Raw genomic sequence first — 15,170 nt, forward strand, 5'->3', positions numbered from 1 at the left:
TCACCCGTGTGTTTGCGGTTCAGCTGCTATGCGTTCGATGATCGGAAACGTCTTATCTTTAAGCAGATTTTGAAGACACAGCCCCATTTCGGTTGCGATTGCGGCGCCGGAAGATAGTTCCGAATTTACGCAAGAAGAGATGTCGTTGAAAAATTTTGCTAGCGCATCGGATCTAGCCATTATTTCTACAAATTGCGGGTGTGAAGCATTAATATTCCAAGCTTCTCTTTGTGAGTCGAATTGATTGCTCATAACTAGAGGCATTAAGAAATCCCTTTCTTGATAGTATTCAATTGCCGATTCAATAATTGAATTGTACCTTCTTTCAAATTCCTCGATCTTAGATAGAAGATCCGGTCTTTTTGCATCAATAAAAACACTATAGTCACTTGAATCAATGGAAGTTATCATTCTTTGAAGGCCGGGAATTTTATGGGAGTATCCCCAAATTTCTGAATCCAGCTTGCTTTCTTGATGTCTTTTTATTGCATCTGTTGAAGCGTTCTGAAGATGTATGAGCCAGCTCAACATTTGACTGATCCTCAGAGTAATTCTATGCGCCTTCAATATTCTGTCCATTTTCACTGTTTTATTTAATATCATCCTTGAAGACCAGTATTGCCCAATGGCCGCAAGCAACCCTCCAAAAAATACCGATAGTACTCCGCTATAATTTTCTTTGAGAAAAGATGCTGACATAAAGTAAAGATCAGAGAAAAATGAATAAAATTGATCTAATTCCATCATTGAATCTCCGGGTTCTATTCTGGGGTCGGTGGCCAGATTTAGGATTGCAATTATGGCTTTAGAGTCCTCTAGCGTGTTAAGTTCAGGACTTCCTCAGTCGCACACCCGGACCTTCCCCGTTTTCGTCGATGAAGATCACGCCTGCAGTTTCGAGGGCGGCGCGGATCGCGTCAACCGTGCGTGGCTTAAGTTCGTCGCCACGCTCTAGGCGTGAGATGGTGTTTGTTGACACATTCGCCAGCGTAGCAAGGTCTCTGACCGATAAGTCTAGCGCCACCCGGGCCATCTTGCATTGAATAGCATTCATCGCAACACTGTCTCGATTTCGCGTTGACGAAGCGAAATAGCGCGGCTATTTTCGCAACGAAGTTTCGATTTCGCAACACTATCACAGGAGCAACGCGATGGGCCATCCCTTGCGCGAACGGTCGAACCTTGTCCCGCTCTGGCTCACCATCGAGCCGGAGACGCGCCGCCGCATCGAGCAGGCGGCGGAACAGTTGATTGCCCTGCTCGATATCATCGACGGCGACCCGGACCTTGAGCCCGCGTTGGGCTGGCCGGAAGAAGGGCCGGACGCCTGTGTCCGTCATGGCCTCACGGACGAGGAGGAACCGTCCCTGGGCTGGCCGGAGGTGCAGCGCTGGGGCGCGCCGCTGTCCTGGCGCGCCCATGCCACCAATGACAATCACCATGATTGCGAGATCGACGAGGACGAGGAAGACGACCTCGACCCGGACGCCAATGAGACCGACGAGGAGTGAAGCCAATGACCGATGCCACCAACGACCAAAACGAGGCCAGAGGGCCGCGCCACCGGATCGACGCTTTCGTTGATGCCGAAGGTCACTGCATTGATTTGTCGGGCCTGCTGGAGGCTTTTGCGCTGCTGGCGGACGGGCTCGACAGTCCCCGCGCGGGCGCGCTTCAGGCCATCGTCACCGCCTGCCGCGACAAGCTGGTGTTGATCGAGGCGGCGCTTGACGTAGCAAGGCAGGAAGCGTTCCGCGAGTTCAAGCGGCATTGATAGCCGTTAGCGCTGGGGAAACTGCGGCACGCTGATCGCTATCCGTGTTTTGTCGTTGACATAACTCGCGCTCCAGTTCAGCCTATTGAAAATCTCAATAGGAGCGACGACATGGAAAATCCATATGCAAAACTGAAGTTCCGCGTGAAGGCTGCATGCCGGATTGTGGGTATTGATCCGCAGCGTTTCAATGAAGCGGTTGCCGCTGGTCACTATGGCTGCGCCCCCGAAGTGGCTCGTGGTGCAACAAGGTTGATGGACTACAACGATCTTGTTGCGCTTTTCTTTTACCGGACGTTCCTGGATCAGGAGTTTCCGCCGCGCCTTGCCGGTCTTTACGCTTGCCGCATTCGCTCTCGACTGGACGATTTGGCCGAAGACGAAGGCGACGTGATGTTGCTTCGCTACTTCAACAACAGGGGCGAAGTGCTGGTGGAAAACCGGCTTCCCGCGAACCAGCGTCCGCCGCGCGCCGAAGGTTTGCTGCAGCGGTTTTCTTTCGATGTCGTGGCGGCGCGTCAGGTGCTGGACAAGCTGATTGCCGAGGAGCTGTCGATTATTGGCGAAGACGATTGATCCGGAATTCCCGCGCTACTCATTGAGGCCCTGCCAGCGGGCCAACAGCGACAAGGCCCCCTCCGGGGCGCGGGAGCAGTCCTTGATCACGGTCAAGGGGGCCGGGCTGGCGCAAATTGAAAGTACTCTCCGCCAAGATTGTACCGGGTGAAGGTGACGCAAGGGCTGATTGTGGCCAAAATTGGAACGAAAGGTGTAGAAAATGCCAACACTTCAGGAACTTTTGTCGCAGCGTGCCGCCAAGGTGACGGAAATCCGGGCCCTGCACGCCAAGGCTGCGCTTGATGCCGCCGAGGAGCAGCGCTTCAACACGCTCGACGGTGAAATCACCGCGCTTGATACCTCGATTGCCCGCGAAAAGCGGGTTGCCGCGTTTGAGCGCGAGGCCGAAGGCGGCGAGCGGGTGGACGGCGGCGAGTATGGCCGCGAGGCGCGGGCCTATTCGCTGGCCGCTGCGGTGCAGGGCGCGCTGTCCGGCCGCCTGACGGGCCGCGAGGCTGAGATTGATGCCGAGCTGAAGCGGGGGCGGGAAAGCCGCTCCGGTGCGTCCGGCATTCACTTGGCGGTGCCAGTCGATGTGCTGCTTGGCGAGACCCGCAGCCAGACGGTGGGCGCGGGTGCGGCGGGTGGCTTCACGGTGCCGACGACCATTGCCGCCGTTGCGGACCGGTTCCGCCCGGCGCTGAAGGTCGAGGCCATGGGCGCGACCGTGTTGCGCAATCTGACCGGCTTCCTCGACCTTCCGAACCTTGCTTCCAGCGGTTCCGCGTCCTGGGTGGCCGAGAATGGCAATGCGACCCGGTCGGCGGCAGCCTTTGAAAAGGTGTCGATGGGGCCGAAGACGATCACGGCAGAATATCGCCTGTCCCGTCGTCTGATGCTGCAAAGCGGCGCGGCGATTGAAGACATCCTTCGCCGGGATATTGGCTTCATGCTGGCGCAGGGTCTCGACCGCGCGGCGATTGCTGGCACCGGAACCGGGGCCGAGCCTCGTGGCCTGCTGGCTACTTCGGGCGTGACCAAAGTCACGACCGCAGCCGCGCTGTCGGACACGACCGCCAACCTCATGGCCGAACTGGAGCGCGATGACGTGACCGGCACCACGGCCTTCCTGACCCACCCGAACGTCATGCGCCTTGCGCGGACGCTGAAGGACGGCGAGGGCCATGTGATTCAGATGAATGAGCTTTTCCACGGCGGCCGGGTTGAAACCTCGACACAGGTGCCGAACGACCTTGGCGCGGGCGATGACAAGTCGGCGCTGATTTATGGCCAGTGGGCGGAACTGTACCTGGGCTACTGGTCTGCGGTCGACATCCTGATCAACCCTTATCACCCGGACGTCGCCTCCAACGGCGGCGCGCTGCTTCATGCCTTCCTCGATGCGGACGTTGCCGTCCGGCATCCGGAAGCCTTCGCTTACGCGGAGGTGTGAGCATGGTCACGCTCGACGAGGCGAAGGCGCATAGCAGGATCGAAGGCACCTATGACGACGCTGTCGTTGCGCAGGCTGTCGCGGCGGCGGGCGATCACCTGAAGTCGGTTGGCGTCGATATCGACGCCAGCCCCCTGCCGCCAGCCGTCAAACAGGCTTGGCTGTTGCTGTTTGGCCATTTTTACGAGAATCGCGAGGCAACGGGCAAGGACTCCTTCCCGATTGCCTTTGGCGTTGATCGCCTGATCGCGCCTTATCGGAGGCTCGGGGTATGACCAGCACGTTTGAAAAGCGCGGCGCGGCGCTTGAACTGCGCGCCAAGGGCCGCAAACTGGAAGGCTATGCGGCCACCTTCCGGCAACCGGCGATCATCGCTGGCCGCTTCGTTGAGACCATTTCGCCGGGGGCCTTCGCGGGCTCCCTGCGCGCCGGAAAAGACATCCTCGCCCTGGTCGATCACGATCCGGGCCGCGTCCTGGCGCGCACACGCTCCGGCACGCTGCGGCTCTCCGAGGATAGTCGCGGCCTTGCCTTTGACTTGGACGTTCCCGACACCGCGGCGGGCCGCGACGTGCTGGCGCTGGCCGAACGTGGCGACATCGGCGGCATGTCCTTCGGCTTCACCGCCCTCGACGAACAGCGCGACGGCGACCGGCGCGAACTTCGGGCCGTCGAGCTGCATGAGATTTCCGTGGTGCTGGGTTGGCCTGCGTATGAGGGCACTGTGATCCAATCCCGTGCGCGGGAACGGGAGAACGCATTGCGCGCCCGCATTGCCCGGACGCTGCGCATTCTGGAGCTGACAAAATGAGCCTTCTAGACCGTCTGTTTGGCCGTGAGAAACGCGCCGCCGTCCGCTCCGATGACGCCTATCTGGCCGGATTTTTCGGCCAGCGCGCGGGCCTTGGCGCGGCTGTGGATCCGGCGCGGGCCAGCGGGCTTTCTGTTGCCCATGCCTGTGTCAGCAGCATCTGCCAGAACCTGGCGGCGGTTCCGTTGAACCTGTACCGGCGCGCCGAGGATGGCGGACGTGAGCGGGCTTCTGATCATCCGCTCTATGGCGTGCTCCATGACATGGCGAACCCGAACATGACCGCCTTTGAAGCCCGTGAAGTGCTGATGGCGTCTGTCCTGATCACCGGCAATGCCTTCGCGCGGATTGAATGGAACGGGCGCGGCCAAGTGGCGGCGCTGTGGCCGATTGATCCGGGCTCGGTCGCGGTCGAGCGGTTGCCGTCCGGGCGGCTTCGCTACCGTGTCAGCACGGGCGCGGCATCCAGCGAGGTGCTGTTGCAAGACGAGATGCTGCATTTGCGCTATCGCCTCGACCGCAGCGGCGTCATGGGCTTGTCGCCCATTGCCATTGCCCGCGAAACCTTCGCGCTGGCGCTTCAGCAACAGGAAACCGCCGCGAAACAGGCGGCGAACAGCTTCAAGCCTGAAGGCGCGCTGGTCTTTCCCTCGCCTATTGCAGGCCAGCAGCGGCAACAGGTGCTTGACCAGCTTGAGGCGAAGATCAACGCGACCAACGGCACGCGCGGCGTGCTGGTTCTGGATGGCGGCACCGACTGGAAAAGCTTCAGCTTTTCCGCGCGCGATGCCGAGTTTCTGGAAAGCCGCAAGCTGACCAATCTTGATATCTGCCGCGTGTGGGGCGTGCCGCCAACCGTGGTCGGCATCACCGATCACGCGACCTACAGTAATACGGATCAAGAAAGCCGCGCGCTCGTCGTGCGCTGCCTGGCGCCCATGGCCAAGCGGATCGAACAGGCCATGAATGCCGCCCTTCTGACGGCCGACGCGCGCAAAAGCCTGTTCATTGAACACGACCTGGCCGGGCTGTTGCGTGGCGATATGGCGGCCAGATACGCGGCTTATGCCGTTGGGCGGAACGGCGGTTGGCTGTCTGTGAACGAAGTTCGGGCATGGGAAAACCTGCCCAAGATCGACGGCGGCGACGATTACTTATCGCCCTTGAACATGACGGCGGCGGGTGCCGAACAAGGGGAGCGGGGCGAATGAATCGCGCGGTCATCGAAGTGAAAGCGAAGCCGTTTCGCCTTCTGTCTCGCGACGATGCAGCAGCCTATTGCGGCCTGCCGCCGAAGCGTTTCGAGGCGCTGTGTCCTGTCGCGGCGATCCCGCTGCCGACCGGCAAGAAGGTGTTCGATGCCCGTGATCTTGACACGTGGATTGACGGCCTGAAGGCCAATGCCACGGACACGGACGCGGACATTCTGGACAAATTGGGGTGAGCGATGAAGGCGGGAAAATGGTGGCCCAAAGGCTTCCGCGTCTGGGTCGACAAAAAGCCGCCGTTCCGGGCGCGATGCCAGCACCGCAAGAGCGGCGTTATGGTCGACCTGGTGAAGTTCCCGCCCAAGACAGCGGCGTTTTATGCCGAATGCGCCCGACTGGACGCGGCGCACGCGCCGGACACGGTGAAGCCCGGCACTCTGGCCGCGATCGTTGAAGGCTATCGCGGCAGCCGCGCTTTCCTCGACCTGGCACCGCGCACGCGCGCGGATTACCAGAAAGTCTTCGACTACCTTCACCCGATCCGCGACACGGAACTGACCCGGTTTACGACGCCTTTCATCGTCAAGCTGCGTGATCGCGCGCACGAAAAGCGGGGCGAGCGGTTCGGAACCTATGTCAAAGCTGTGCTGTCTGTCGTGTTCGGATGGGCGCGGGAACGTGGTTTCGTGGCGGACAATCCCGCCAAGGGCGTGAAGGGCGTCAAGCGCCGCAAGGATCGCCCGGACGCAAATCGGCCCTGGAGCGACAGCGAGCGGGATGCCGTTCTTTCCGCTGCCCCGCCGCACATGCGCCCGGCGCTGGCCGTCATGATGTTCACCGGCCTTGCGCCTGGCGATGCCTTGAGCCTGCCGCGCGGCTGCTGGCAGGGCGGATCAATCGAAGTCCGGCGCAACAAGACCGGCGTTGCCGTGTCCTGGCCTGTCATCGCCCCGCTGAAGGCGATCCTTGATGACGCTCCGGCTCATGATGCCCTGACGCTGTGTGCCAACTCTTATGGGCGGCCTTGGACCGCATCCGGCTTCCGTGCGAGCTGGCGCACGCTGCGCAGCGATCTGGAAGCGGCCGGGCGCGTGCAACCTCACCTGACCTTGTACGGCCTGCGGCACACCGTGGCGACCATCCTTCGGGAAGCCGGGCTGGATGAACGCGCCATCGCGGATGCGCTCGGGCAGAAGACGGAAGCCATGGCCCGGCACTACGCCAAGGCCGCGAACCTGCGGCGCAAGATGGGCGGCGTTGCCGAGAAATTCGAGACCGAAGTGAACAACCGTCGAACAGGAAGTGTCAAACCGACAGCCTAAAAACGTCAAACTTGACGTAAAACGAGATTTGTGGAGCGGGAAAGATGATGAAAATCAACTGGATGGATGGTAGCGGAGGAGGGACTCGAACCCCCGACACGCGGATTATGATTCCGCTGCTCTAACCAACTGAGCTACTCCGCCATCCGGTCCGGGGTCCGGGCGAGACGGGGCAAATTTGCCGGTCTGCCGGGGTCGGATGGACCAGCGTCTTGGGCGACGCCGGATGTGGCGTGCTTATAGAAAGGAGCGGGGCGGCCTGTCAAGCGCGCTTGCGGCCTCCCGCATCAGAGTTTTTTGCCGGCTGTGGATGAACGCGGCAGGGGGCGGGCCTGGCCTCGCCGGTCGTCGCACCGGGCAAGGACGAGGCGGGCAAGGACGAGGCGGGCAGGGGCGATGCGGGCAGGGACAGCGTGAGCAGGGACGGCGCGAGGGGACGGCGCTGGAGGAGCGGTGCTGGAAGAGCGGTGCCGGGGGGGGTGCCGGGGGGCGACCTGCCCCCGGCGTTCCGGGTCTCGGGCGGGGCTTATGCCAAGGCGCTGCGATGCTGACGCATCACGCCTTGAAAAGGCTCAACCGCCGCTCGGGCTTGACCCGCTCTCGGTGAGCGCGGCGCATCAAGAGTGGGTCTCAGCCGCGAACGGGCGTGGCGGTCACGGGCACCGCATGGGTGCGCAGCTCCGCGCGGGAAAAGTCCGGCGCGGCACTCAGGCCGACCGGCCGGGCTTTGGCGATCCAGCCGCCGCCCAGCACGCGCGCGCCGGGGCTGTCGCTGTCGAAGAACACGCAGGCCTGGCCGGGGGCGACGCCGGTCTCGCCGTCGGTCAAGTCCACCCGCGCCTGGCCGTTTTCCAGCGTCAGCCGCGCCGGGGTGGGCGGCCGGGTCGAGCGCACCTTGGCAAAGACCTCGCAGCTCATGTTCTCGGCAAGCGGTGTGCTGCCCAGCCAGTTGACATCGCGCAGCTCCAGCGTCCGGGTGGCGAGCGCCTCGCGCGGGCCGACGAGCACGCGTCGGTTCGGCGCGTCGAGATGCACCACATAGAGCGGCTCGCCGGTGGCCACCCCAATGCCGCGGCGCTGGCCGATGGTGTAGTGGATGATGCCGTCGTGGCGGCCGAGCACGCGCCCGTCCACATGCACGATCTCGCCGGGCTCGGCGGCTTCGGGCCGCAGCTTGCGGATCACGTCGGAATACTTGCCGTTCGGCACGAAGCAGATGTCCTGGCTGTCCTGCTTGTCGGCGACGGAGAGGCCGAACTCGCGCGCCAGCTCGCGCACCGCCGGCTTCGACAGGCCGCCGAGCGGAAAGCGCAGGAAGTCGAGCTGCGCCTGCGTCGTGGCAAAGAGGAAATAGCTCTGGTCGCGGTCGAGATCGACCGGCCGGTACAGCGCCCGGTGCGCGCCCTCCTGCTCGGAGCGCACATAGTGGCCGGTCGCCAGCACGTCGGCGCCCAGCGTGCGCGCGGTCTCCAGGAGGTCGGAGAACTTGACGGTCTGGTTGCAGGCAACGCAGGGCACCGGCGTCTCGCCATTCATGTAGCTGTCGGCGAAGCGGTCGATCACGGCTTCCTTGAAGCGGCGCTCGTAGTCCAGCACGTAATGGGGAATGCCGAGCCGTTCGGCGACGCGGCGGGCATCATGGATGTCCTGGCCGGCGCAGCAGGAGCCGGCGCGGTGCACGGCGGCGCCATGGTCATACAGCTGCAGCGTGACGCCGATGACGTCATAGCCTTCGCGCTGCATCAGGCCGGCAACAACGGAGGAGTCCACGCCGCCGGACATGGCGACTACCACACGCGTGTCCCTGGGTGCACGCGGCAGGTCGAGGGAATTCAGCATCTGAGGTCGATCCTTGCGCCTTGGCGGGGTCAAGGTCCGCCAGTCGGGGATGAAACGTCGCCTCGCAACGGGCCAGCCTCACGGCGGCTTGCCCTTGGCAAGGCACGTCAGGGCCGGCAGGTCCGATTGCGAGAAACACGCCGCTTATACAGAAACTTGCGGCCAAAGCCAAATCAGCCCGGTGCGGGGCGGCAATCTCTGCCGGGTCGCGCCAGCAACTTCTGCCGTCCGGGGAGGGCGCCGGTGGCGATGTCGGGGCTGCTCGATGGCCAGTTTCTTGATTCAAAACAGCATTTTAGCCCGTGGAAAACTGGCGCGCGCATTGCATTGGGAGGGCAAGACAAGTCCGCCCCTGTGGCGGTTGATGTGTGAGGGTGCTCGTGCAGGCGTTACAGATCCGGTTTGAGGGGGTGGGTTCCGCTGCCACGGTCGGTGGGGCAGGCGAGGCTGCGGCGTCGGATGCGGCCGCCTCCGGCGTGTTTTCCGATCTGCTGGTAGCGATGCAGCAGGCCACGTCTGCCGAGGGCGCGCAGCCTCCGGCGCAGCTCTCCGGTGCGGCCACGGGTGCTCTGTCCGGGTCCCAGTCGCTCGTTGCGCAGGTTGCCGCCGGCGGTCAGGGGTTTGGCCAGTCGTCGGGTCAGTCATCAGGCCAATCTTCAGGTCAGGGCTCCGGTTCCGGCCAGAACGGTGGTCAGGGCCTCGGCAAGGCCGCGGGTCCGGCGTCCCTGCGGGGTGGCCTGTCGTCCGAGGCCTCCTTCGTGGTCCCGGGGGGCTCGGCTTCGGACGCTGCGGCCGGCGAAGACAAGGCCGCCGATGGCGCATCGCTGCTCGTCCCTCCGTTCCCGGCGCTTGCCGTTCAGCCGCTTCCCGTCTCCGCCCAGACGACATTCCAGACGCCTGGCCAGACACCTGGCCAGGCGGCGTCCCAGACGGCGTCCCAGGTGGCGTCCCAGGGGGGCATCCCGTCCGGGAGCGTCCTGCCGGGCGTCGCCGGAGGCGCGGCTGCTCTGCCCGTGGCCGGTCCCGCGGCAGGCGGGGGGCAGGAGCTGTCGGCCACGGGCGGTCAGCCCGGGGGCATCGCGCCTGCCTCCGCCGAGGGGCCCGGCACCGCGTCCGCGCCGGCTGCGGGGGCCTCCTCCGGTCCGCTGCCGGGTCAGGGCCTTGCCTCCGGTCAGACGCCGTTGCCGGCGCCGTTGCCGGCCTTCACCGCTGCCGGCGGCGCCGGGGCTTTGCCCCTTGGACCGGCCCGGCCGGCTGATGCGGCGGCCGCCATGGCTGCGGCCGGCTCTTCGGTCGCAGCTGACGGGTCGCAGGCGGGTGCGGCGCCCGTTGCCTCCGCTCCGCTCAGCGACATTCCCGTGCCCGAGGTGCCCGGCAGCTGGGAGACCCGCGTGCCCACGCCCGACGAGCTGCGGGCAGGTCGCTTCCTGGATGCCGCCAGGGCGGCCGCTGACGCTGCCCTGATGGCCGCAGGCTCCGCCGACAGCGCGGCCACCGCGAAGGGCGGCGATGCGCCTGCGGTCCAGACGACGCCCCAGACGACACCCCAGACGGTTTCTCAGGCCGCAACGCAGGCAGCGTCTCAGGCCCTGTCCCTGGCACCTTCTCAGTCACAGGCCGCCGCCGCCGGTCTGCGCGTCGTGGCCGAGGCCACCGATGCCACCGGCGTGCCGTCCGCTGTGACGGGCGGCAATCCGCTGGTGGCCCGGCTCGCCGAGGCCGTCGGCGGTGCCTTTTCGCTGACTGCGACCACAAGCGCCGCGCCGGCGTCGGCCGCTCTGGCGCAGGCACAACCGGGCGCGGCCGCAGATGCTGCCGCGGATCCGGTGCTTGGCCTGCAGGCGGGGCGCAGCCTGACCGGTGCGCCGCGTACGGCGGCCGCCGGTGAGGGAACCGGCTCTGCAGCCGCGTCCTCCGGGGCCGGCACGCCGGGTCTTGCCGGGCTGGGTGAGCCGAGCGCGGCCGACCTCTCCGCCGCCGAAGGGGATGCCGCACTGGCCGCCGATCCTGAGGCCGTCGATCCGGCCCAGGACCTGCGCCAGTCTGCGGGTGCCGAGGGTCGCCAGCCGGGGGCGAGCCAGACGGTGCCGGGCGCCGCCGAGGGTGCTCGCGGCACGGCGGCCGCCGATACGGGCGGCGCCGGCCCTGCGCAGGCCCAGTCCGCCGCCGGGGGTGCAGACGCCCGTCAGGATGCAGCGTCGCCGCAGGGCGCGGTCGAGCGTGCCGGGGCTGATTTCCTCGACGAGTTCGCAGCCTCCACCCGGACCGTCACCGGCTTCCTCGGCACGGCGACTGCGGCTACCGGCATGCCCGGAGATCCGGCCGCCGCCCAGTCCAACCCGCAGATGGCCCAGGCCGCCGCCGCGCAGGTCGTCGCCCAGATGCAGTCGCAGGCGCGCCCCGGCCAGAGCCGCTTCCAGATCCGTCTTGATCCCGAGGAGCTCGGGCGGATCGACGTGGAAATGACCGTCAGCAAGGATGGCGAGGTCAAGGCCAGGCTGACCATCGACAAGTCCGAGACCCTCGACATGTTCCTGCGTGACCAGCGCAGCCTCGAGAAGGCGCTGGAAATGGCCGGTCTGAAGGCGGACCAGGGCGGGCTGCAGTTCTCCCTGCGCGATGAGGGCGGGCGTTCCTTCTCCTTTGCCGGACAAGATGGCCAGGGACGCCAGGGGCAGGAGGGTGGCCAGCGCCAGCCGGTCCAGTCCGAGGCGGCGGCAGCTGACCCGGCGGCGGGCGAGCGTGTCGCCCGGCTTTACCGCGGCAGCGCGGCGGGTGGTCTCGACATTCGCATCTGATACGGGGCCTGCCGCGCGCCACAGGGGCGCCGGACCCCGCCGAACAATGAGTTGAGTACCGGATGCCTGCCCGATCGGCCGGCAGTCCGGGCCCCCGGAGCGGGGCCAGTCAAGGAGCACAGGCATCATGGCAACAGTCAGCACACCGACGGCTGCAGGCACGTCCCAAACGTCCTCCACCGATCAGAGCCGCAAGACGCTGTTCGGCAGCTATGACCTGTTTCTCAAGCTGCTCACCACCCAGATCAAGAACCAGAACCCGCTCGAGCCGCTGGACCCTGCGCAGTACACCCAGCAGCTCGTGCAATACTCGACGGTGGAGCAGGGACTGAAGACCAACGAGCAGCTGGCCAGCCTGCTCAGCGTCATCCAGTCCGGTCAGGCCAGCAGCTACGTGTCCTATCTCGGGTCCTACGTGTCGGCCGCCGGCGATTCCACGATGCTGGAAAACGGCAAGGCCGTCTGGAACTACTCCGTCGCCGAAGACGCCAAGGGCTTCGTCGAGGTGCGCAATTCCGGCGGCGCGCTGGTCTATCGCGGGGAGGTGAACCTGTCGAAGGGCAACGGCAGCTACACCTGGGATGGCAAGACGTCAGAGGGCGCGACGGCGGCGGCTGGTGCCTACACGATCAAGTTCGATGTCTATGACACCGGCGGAGCGCGGGAAGCGGTCACGTCGGAGGTCAAGGGCAAGGTGGACAAGGTCGACATGTCGAGCGGCACGGCCTTCCTGAAGATCGGCGATGTGCGAATCCCCGTCTCGGCGGTGAAGACCGTCTCGTCCACCGCGATCTGATCTGGCCGGGCCCGCCTGGTCCCCTCAAGGTCCCTCCCGCACTCTCTGGGCGCGTGGGGCAGGGGAGCCTGATCCTCACAATCGGCCGGCGCCGCAAGCGCCGGCCGCTTTCGTTCGGGCCGCTGCGTCACCTGGCGCGGTATGGTTAGCGCATCGTTAATGTGTCCGAAAGATGGCGATGCAAATCGCAATGAATGCTTTAATAGCTACTCAAGAAATTGCAATTTCGTGGTTAATCAACCGTGTATTGTTGCTTAGGCAAATTTTAAATCCCGCCATGTAATCTCACTTCTAAACCTGGTCATGGTTTGTGTGAGAGTACAATGACCGAGCAAGTTCGTTCGCGTGTGAAGTATGTGATAGGGCCGGATGGCAGCCCGCTGACTATTGCGGATCTGCCTCCTCCGAGCACCAAGCGATGGGTGATCCGCCGCAAGGCGGAGGTCGTCGCCGCGGTGCGTGGCGGCCTGCTGTCGCTGGAAGAAGCCTGCCAGCGCTACACGCTGACGGTGGAAGAATTCCTGTCCTGGCAAAGCTCGATCGAGCGCCATGGACTGGCTGGCCTGCGGGCAACCCGCATCCAGCAGTACCGCAATTAACGGTCCGGCGCCCCCCGCGCGCACGGCTCGAACCTCCAAACCTTGAAGCCTGGCCCACCGGCCAGGCTTTTTTTATGGCCCCGTCTGTGGCACGGCTGCGGGCCATCTGCTGCAGGCCGGTGCCGGGGATTCGGGCAAGGGTCGTGCCTCTCCGGCGCAATTCTGACCGCAAGGTTAACGCGAACAGGCAATTTCTTCCATTTTGCGAAACCGCCCGCTTGCCCTGAAATGGCGGAAATCCGCCAATTCCTGAAACGGCGTCAATACTCGTTAATAACTTGTTTACCTTCTGGCGGGCAAATTTTGCCTATCGGACAATGCGTCGTCGGCATCGGGTGGGACTTTGATTCCCCCGGTACCAGCGGCGGGGCAGGATCAGCTGGCGGGCAAACGTGAACGGATTGATCGAATTCATCAGGACTCTGGGTCCAACGCGCGTCGCCGCGATGGGGGCGGTGGCCGCGATTCTGGTCGGTATGTTCGCTTTCATCATCTTCCGCGTCACCGCGCCGGAGATGGGACAGCTTTATTCCAACCTGACGATCGAGGATTCCGCCCAGATCGTGAACAACCTGGAACAGCTGGCGATCCCTTACGAGCTGCGGCAGGACGGCGGCACGATCCTGATCCCGAAGGATCAGATCGCCCGCACCCGCATGCGGCTGGCAGAAGAGGGGCTGCCGACGGGCGGGTCGGTCGGCTACGAGATCTTCGACCGGACCGATACGCTGGGGGCCACCAGCTTCGTCCAGAACATCAACCAGTTGCGAGCCCTCGAGGGAGAGCTTGCGCGCACCATCCGCTCCATTGACCGGGTCGTGTCGGCGCGCGTGCATCTGGTGATCCCGGAACGGCAGCTGTTCCAGCGCGACGTGCGGCCGCCGTCGGCCTCCATTGCCATCAAGGTGCGCGGCGGGCTCGGGGCCAGCGAGGTGCGGGCCATCCAGCACCTTGTCGCCGCTGCGGTCGATGGCCTGACCCCGGAGCGCGTGTCGATTGTCGATGACACCGGCCGCCTGCTGGCGACCGCGACCGATGGCACTGCGGACAGCATGGCGTCCGGCGAGCTGCAGGAACGGACCTTCGAGATCGAGCAGCGCCTGCGCAACCAGATCGAGGAGATCCTGAACAGCGTCGTCGGCCCGGGTCGTGCCCGCGTGCGCGTCGCTGCCGAGGTCGATTTCAACCGGGTCACCGAGACGCAGGAGCGTTTCGATCCGGAAGGCCAGGTCGTGCGCTCGACGCAGACCAAGGAAGAGAACACCACCCGCAACGCCCAGCAGGGCGGGGTGACGGCCGGCAACCAGCTCCCCAATGCGGACGCCAATGGCGGGGCCGGTGATGCCGAGGCTTCCAGCCTGACCGAGGAAATCGTCAACTTCGAGGTGTCGAAGGCCATCCGGACCGAGACGCTCGAGGCCGGACGCATCAAGCGCCTGTCGGTCGCCGTGCTGGTCGATGGCCTTTACGAGCCCAATGCGGACGGCGCGATGCAGTACACGCCGCGCCCGCAGGAGGTGCTGGACCGGATTGCCGTGCTGGTGCGCTCCGCTGTCGGCTTCGACGAGTCGCGTGGCGACGTGGTCGAGGTGGTCAACCTCCAGTTCGCCGCCCCGCCGGAGACCGATTTCGAATCTGCCGAGCAGGGTCTGTTCGACTTCACCCGCGACGACATCATGCGCTTCGCCGAGCTGGGCGTGCTGCTGCTGATCTCGCTCCTGCTGCTGCTGTTCGTCGTCCGTCCGCTGCTGAAGCGCATCGTGACGCCGGAGGAGAAGACCGCGCAGGAGCTGGTGATCGCGCCGGACGGCACGCTGGTGGCCCAGTCCGAGCTGCCGGCCGGGGAGCTGGCCGAAGACGAGGACGACGGCGTCGTGATCGAGTGGCTGGAAGAAGCCAAGCGCGAGGGCGCGCTGCAGGCCTCTTCCATCGCCAAGGTCGGCGCGATGATCGAGGACTATCCGACGGAAGCCGTGACCATCGTGCGCGGCTGGCTGGATGAGGCGGCCTGA

The 15,170-nt window shown here is 64.7% G+C and carries 16 protein-coding genes and 1 tRNA gene; 13 read left to right on the plus strand and 4 right to left on the minus strand.

Annotated features, from left to right (window positions below; translation table 11 throughout):
* Complete coding sequence (locus GWI72_RS00980; RefSeq protein ID WP_161707609.1) at positions 1 to 747, minus strand: hypothetical protein; 747 nt, start codon at positions 745 to 747, stop codon at positions 1 to 3.
* An 82-nt stretch (positions 748 to 829) separates the two neighbouring features.
* Positions 830 to 1,054 (minus strand): helix-turn-helix domain-containing protein, encoded by a 225-nt coding sequence (locus tag GWI72_RS00985; protein WP_179955999.1) that lies wholly within the window; start codon positions 1,052 to 1,054, stop codon positions 830 to 832.
* Positions 1,055 to 1,151: 97 nt separating this feature from the next.
* Here GWI72_RS00985 and GWI72_RS00990 point away from each other — a divergent pair, with 97 nt between their 5' ends.
* The 9 genes from GWI72_RS00990 (at position 1,152) to GWI72_RS01030 (ending at position 7,126) form a co-directional block, all read left to right on the plus strand.
* Entirely contained in the window at positions 1,152 to 1,511 is a 360-nt protein-coding gene (locus GWI72_RS00990; RefSeq protein WP_161707611.1) for a hypothetical protein, read from the plus strand.
* A gap of 5 nt (positions 1,512 to 1,516) precedes the next feature.
* Positions 1,517 to 1,774, plus strand: coding sequence for a hypothetical protein (locus GWI72_RS00995; protein WP_161707613.1), 258 nt, complete (start codon positions 1,517 to 1,519; stop codon positions 1,772 to 1,774).
* A gap of 111 nt (positions 1,775 to 1,885) precedes the next feature.
* Entirely contained in the window at positions 1,886 to 2,350 is a 465-nt protein-coding gene (locus tag GWI72_RS01000; RefSeq protein ID WP_161707615.1) for a hypothetical protein, read from the plus strand.
* 202 nt (positions 2,351 to 2,552) lie between these two features.
* Complete coding sequence (locus GWI72_RS01005; protein ID WP_161707617.1) at positions 2,553 to 3,785, plus strand: phage major capsid protein; 1,233 nt, start codon at positions 2,553 to 2,555, stop codon at positions 3,783 to 3,785.
* Positions 3,786 to 3,787: 2 nt separating this feature from the next.
* Positions 3,788 to 4,060 (plus strand): head-tail connector protein, encoded by a 273-nt coding sequence (locus GWI72_RS01010; protein ID WP_161707619.1) that lies wholly within the window; start codon positions 3,788 to 3,790, stop codon positions 4,058 to 4,060.
* A complete protein-coding gene (locus tag GWI72_RS01015) occupies positions 4,057 to 4,596 on the plus strand; it encodes an HK97 family phage prohead protease (RefSeq protein WP_161707621.1) in 540 nt (179 codons plus the stop codon). Before GWI72_RS01010 ends, GWI72_RS01015 begins: the two co-directional genes overlap by 4 nt.
* On the plus strand, positions 4,593 to 5,807 hold the full coding sequence (locus tag GWI72_RS01020; RefSeq protein ID WP_161707623.1) for a phage portal protein: 1,215 nt from the start codon (positions 4,593 to 4,595) through the stop codon (positions 5,805 to 5,807). Before GWI72_RS01015 ends, GWI72_RS01020 begins: the two co-directional genes overlap by 4 nt.
* Positions 5,804 to 6,040 carry a hypothetical protein gene (locus GWI72_RS01025; protein ID WP_161707625.1) on the plus strand — a complete coding sequence of 79 codons (237 nt, stop codon included), beginning with the start codon at positions 5,804 to 5,806 and terminating at the stop codon, positions 6,038 to 6,040. The genes GWI72_RS01020 and GWI72_RS01025 overlap by 4 nt, the downstream gene beginning before the upstream one ends.
* A 99-nt stretch (positions 6,041 to 6,139) precedes the next feature.
* A complete protein-coding gene (locus GWI72_RS01030; RefSeq protein ID WP_244314185.1) occupies positions 6,140 to 7,126 on the plus strand; it encodes a tyrosine-type recombinase/integrase in 987 nt (328 codons plus the stop codon).
* A 67-nt stretch (positions 7,127 to 7,193) separates the two neighbouring features.
* Here GWI72_RS01030 and GWI72_RS01035 read toward each other — a convergent pair.
* Positions 7,194 to 7,270, minus strand: a tRNA-Met gene (locus GWI72_RS01035).
* Positions 7,271 to 7,756: 486 nt separating this feature from the next.
* Positions 7,757 to 8,965, minus strand: a complete 1,209-nt coding sequence (mnmA, locus tag GWI72_RS01040; protein WP_161707630.1) for a tRNA 2-thiouridine(34) synthase MnmA — start codon at positions 8,963 to 8,965, stop codon at positions 7,757 to 7,759.
* Between the two features lie 410 nt (positions 8,966 to 9,375).
* Between mnmA and GWI72_RS20365 the strand changes: the two genes are divergently transcribed.
* From GWI72_RS20365 to fliF, 4 genes are all read left to right on the plus strand, one after another.
* A complete protein-coding gene (locus tag GWI72_RS20365; RefSeq protein ID WP_161707632.1) occupies positions 9,376 to 11,763 on the plus strand; it encodes a flagellar hook-length control protein FliK in 2,388 nt (795 codons plus the stop codon).
* A 127-nt stretch (positions 11,764 to 11,890) separates the two neighbouring features.
* Entirely contained in the window at positions 11,891 to 12,559 is a 669-nt protein-coding gene (locus GWI72_RS01050; protein ID WP_161674942.1) for a flagellar hook assembly protein FlgD, read from the plus strand.
* 323 nt (positions 12,560 to 12,882) lie between these two features.
* Positions 12,883 to 13,158, plus strand: a complete 276-nt coding sequence (sciP, locus tag GWI72_RS01055) for a CtrA inhibitor SciP (RefSeq protein ID WP_161674944.1) — start codon at positions 12,883 to 12,885, stop codon at positions 13,156 to 13,158.
* 446 nt (positions 13,159 to 13,604) lie between these two features.
* Positions 13,605 to 15,170, plus strand: a complete 1,566-nt coding sequence (fliF, locus tag GWI72_RS01060) for a flagellar basal-body MS-ring/collar protein FliF (protein WP_244314252.1) — start codon at positions 13,605 to 13,607, stop codon at positions 15,168 to 15,170.

The organism is Pannonibacter sp. XCT-53 (assembly GCF_009915765.1).
Lineage (GTDB): Bacteria > Pseudomonadota > Alphaproteobacteria > Rhizobiales > Stappiaceae > Pannonibacter > Pannonibacter tanglangensis.

Excerpts from the sequence above, each read along its gene's own strand:
- GWI72_RS00980 (WP_161707609.1), bottom strand. The coding sequence starts at position 747 with ATGATGGAATTAGATCAATTTTATTCATTTTTCTCTGATCTTTACTTT.
- GWI72_RS00985 (WP_179955999.1), bottom strand. The coding sequence starts at position 1,054 with ATGAATGCTATTCAATGCAAGATGGCCCGGGTGGCGCTAGACTTATCG.
- GWI72_RS00990 (WP_161707611.1), top strand. The coding sequence starts at position 1,152 with ATGGGCCATCCCTTGCGCGAACGGTCGAACCTTGTCCCGCTCTGGCTC.
- GWI72_RS00995 (WP_161707613.1), top strand. The coding sequence starts at position 1,517 with ATGACCGATGCCACCAACGACCAAAACGAGGCCAGAGGGCCGCGCCAC.
- GWI72_RS01000 (WP_161707615.1), top strand. The coding sequence starts at position 1,886 with ATGGAAAATCCATATGCAAAACTGAAGTTCCGCGTGAAGGCTGCATGC.
- GWI72_RS01005 (WP_161707617.1), top strand. The coding sequence starts at position 2,553 with ATGCCAACACTTCAGGAACTTTTGTCGCAGCGTGCCGCCAAGGTGACG.
- GWI72_RS01010 (WP_161707619.1), top strand. The coding sequence starts at position 3,788 with ATGGTCACGCTCGACGAGGCGAAGGCGCATAGCAGGATCGAAGGCACC.
- GWI72_RS01015 (WP_161707621.1), top strand. The coding sequence starts at position 4,057 with ATGACCAGCACGTTTGAAAAGCGCGGCGCGGCGCTTGAACTGCGCGCC.
- GWI72_RS01020 (WP_161707623.1), top strand. The coding sequence starts at position 4,593 with ATGAGCCTTCTAGACCGTCTGTTTGGCCGTGAGAAACGCGCCGCCGTC.
- GWI72_RS01025 (WP_161707625.1), top strand. The coding sequence starts at position 5,804 with ATGAATCGCGCGGTCATCGAAGTGAAAGCGAAGCCGTTTCGCCTTCTG.
- GWI72_RS01030 (WP_244314185.1), top strand. The coding sequence starts at position 6,140 with ATGGTCGACCTGGTGAAGTTCCCGCCCAAGACAGCGGCGTTTTATGCC.
- mnmA (WP_161707630.1), bottom strand. The coding sequence starts at position 8,965 with ATGCTGAATTCCCTCGACCTGCCGCGTGCACCCAGGGACACGCGTGTG.
- GWI72_RS01050 (WP_161674942.1), top strand. The coding sequence starts at position 11,891 with ATGGCAACAGTCAGCACACCGACGGCTGCAGGCACGTCCCAAACGTCC.
- sciP (WP_161674944.1), top strand. The coding sequence starts at position 12,883 with ATGACCGAGCAAGTTCGTTCGCGTGTGAAGTATGTGATAGGGCCGGAT.
- fliF (WP_244314252.1), top strand. The coding sequence starts at position 13,605 with ATGGGGGCGGTGGCCGCGATTCTGGTCGGTATGTTCGCTTTCATCATC.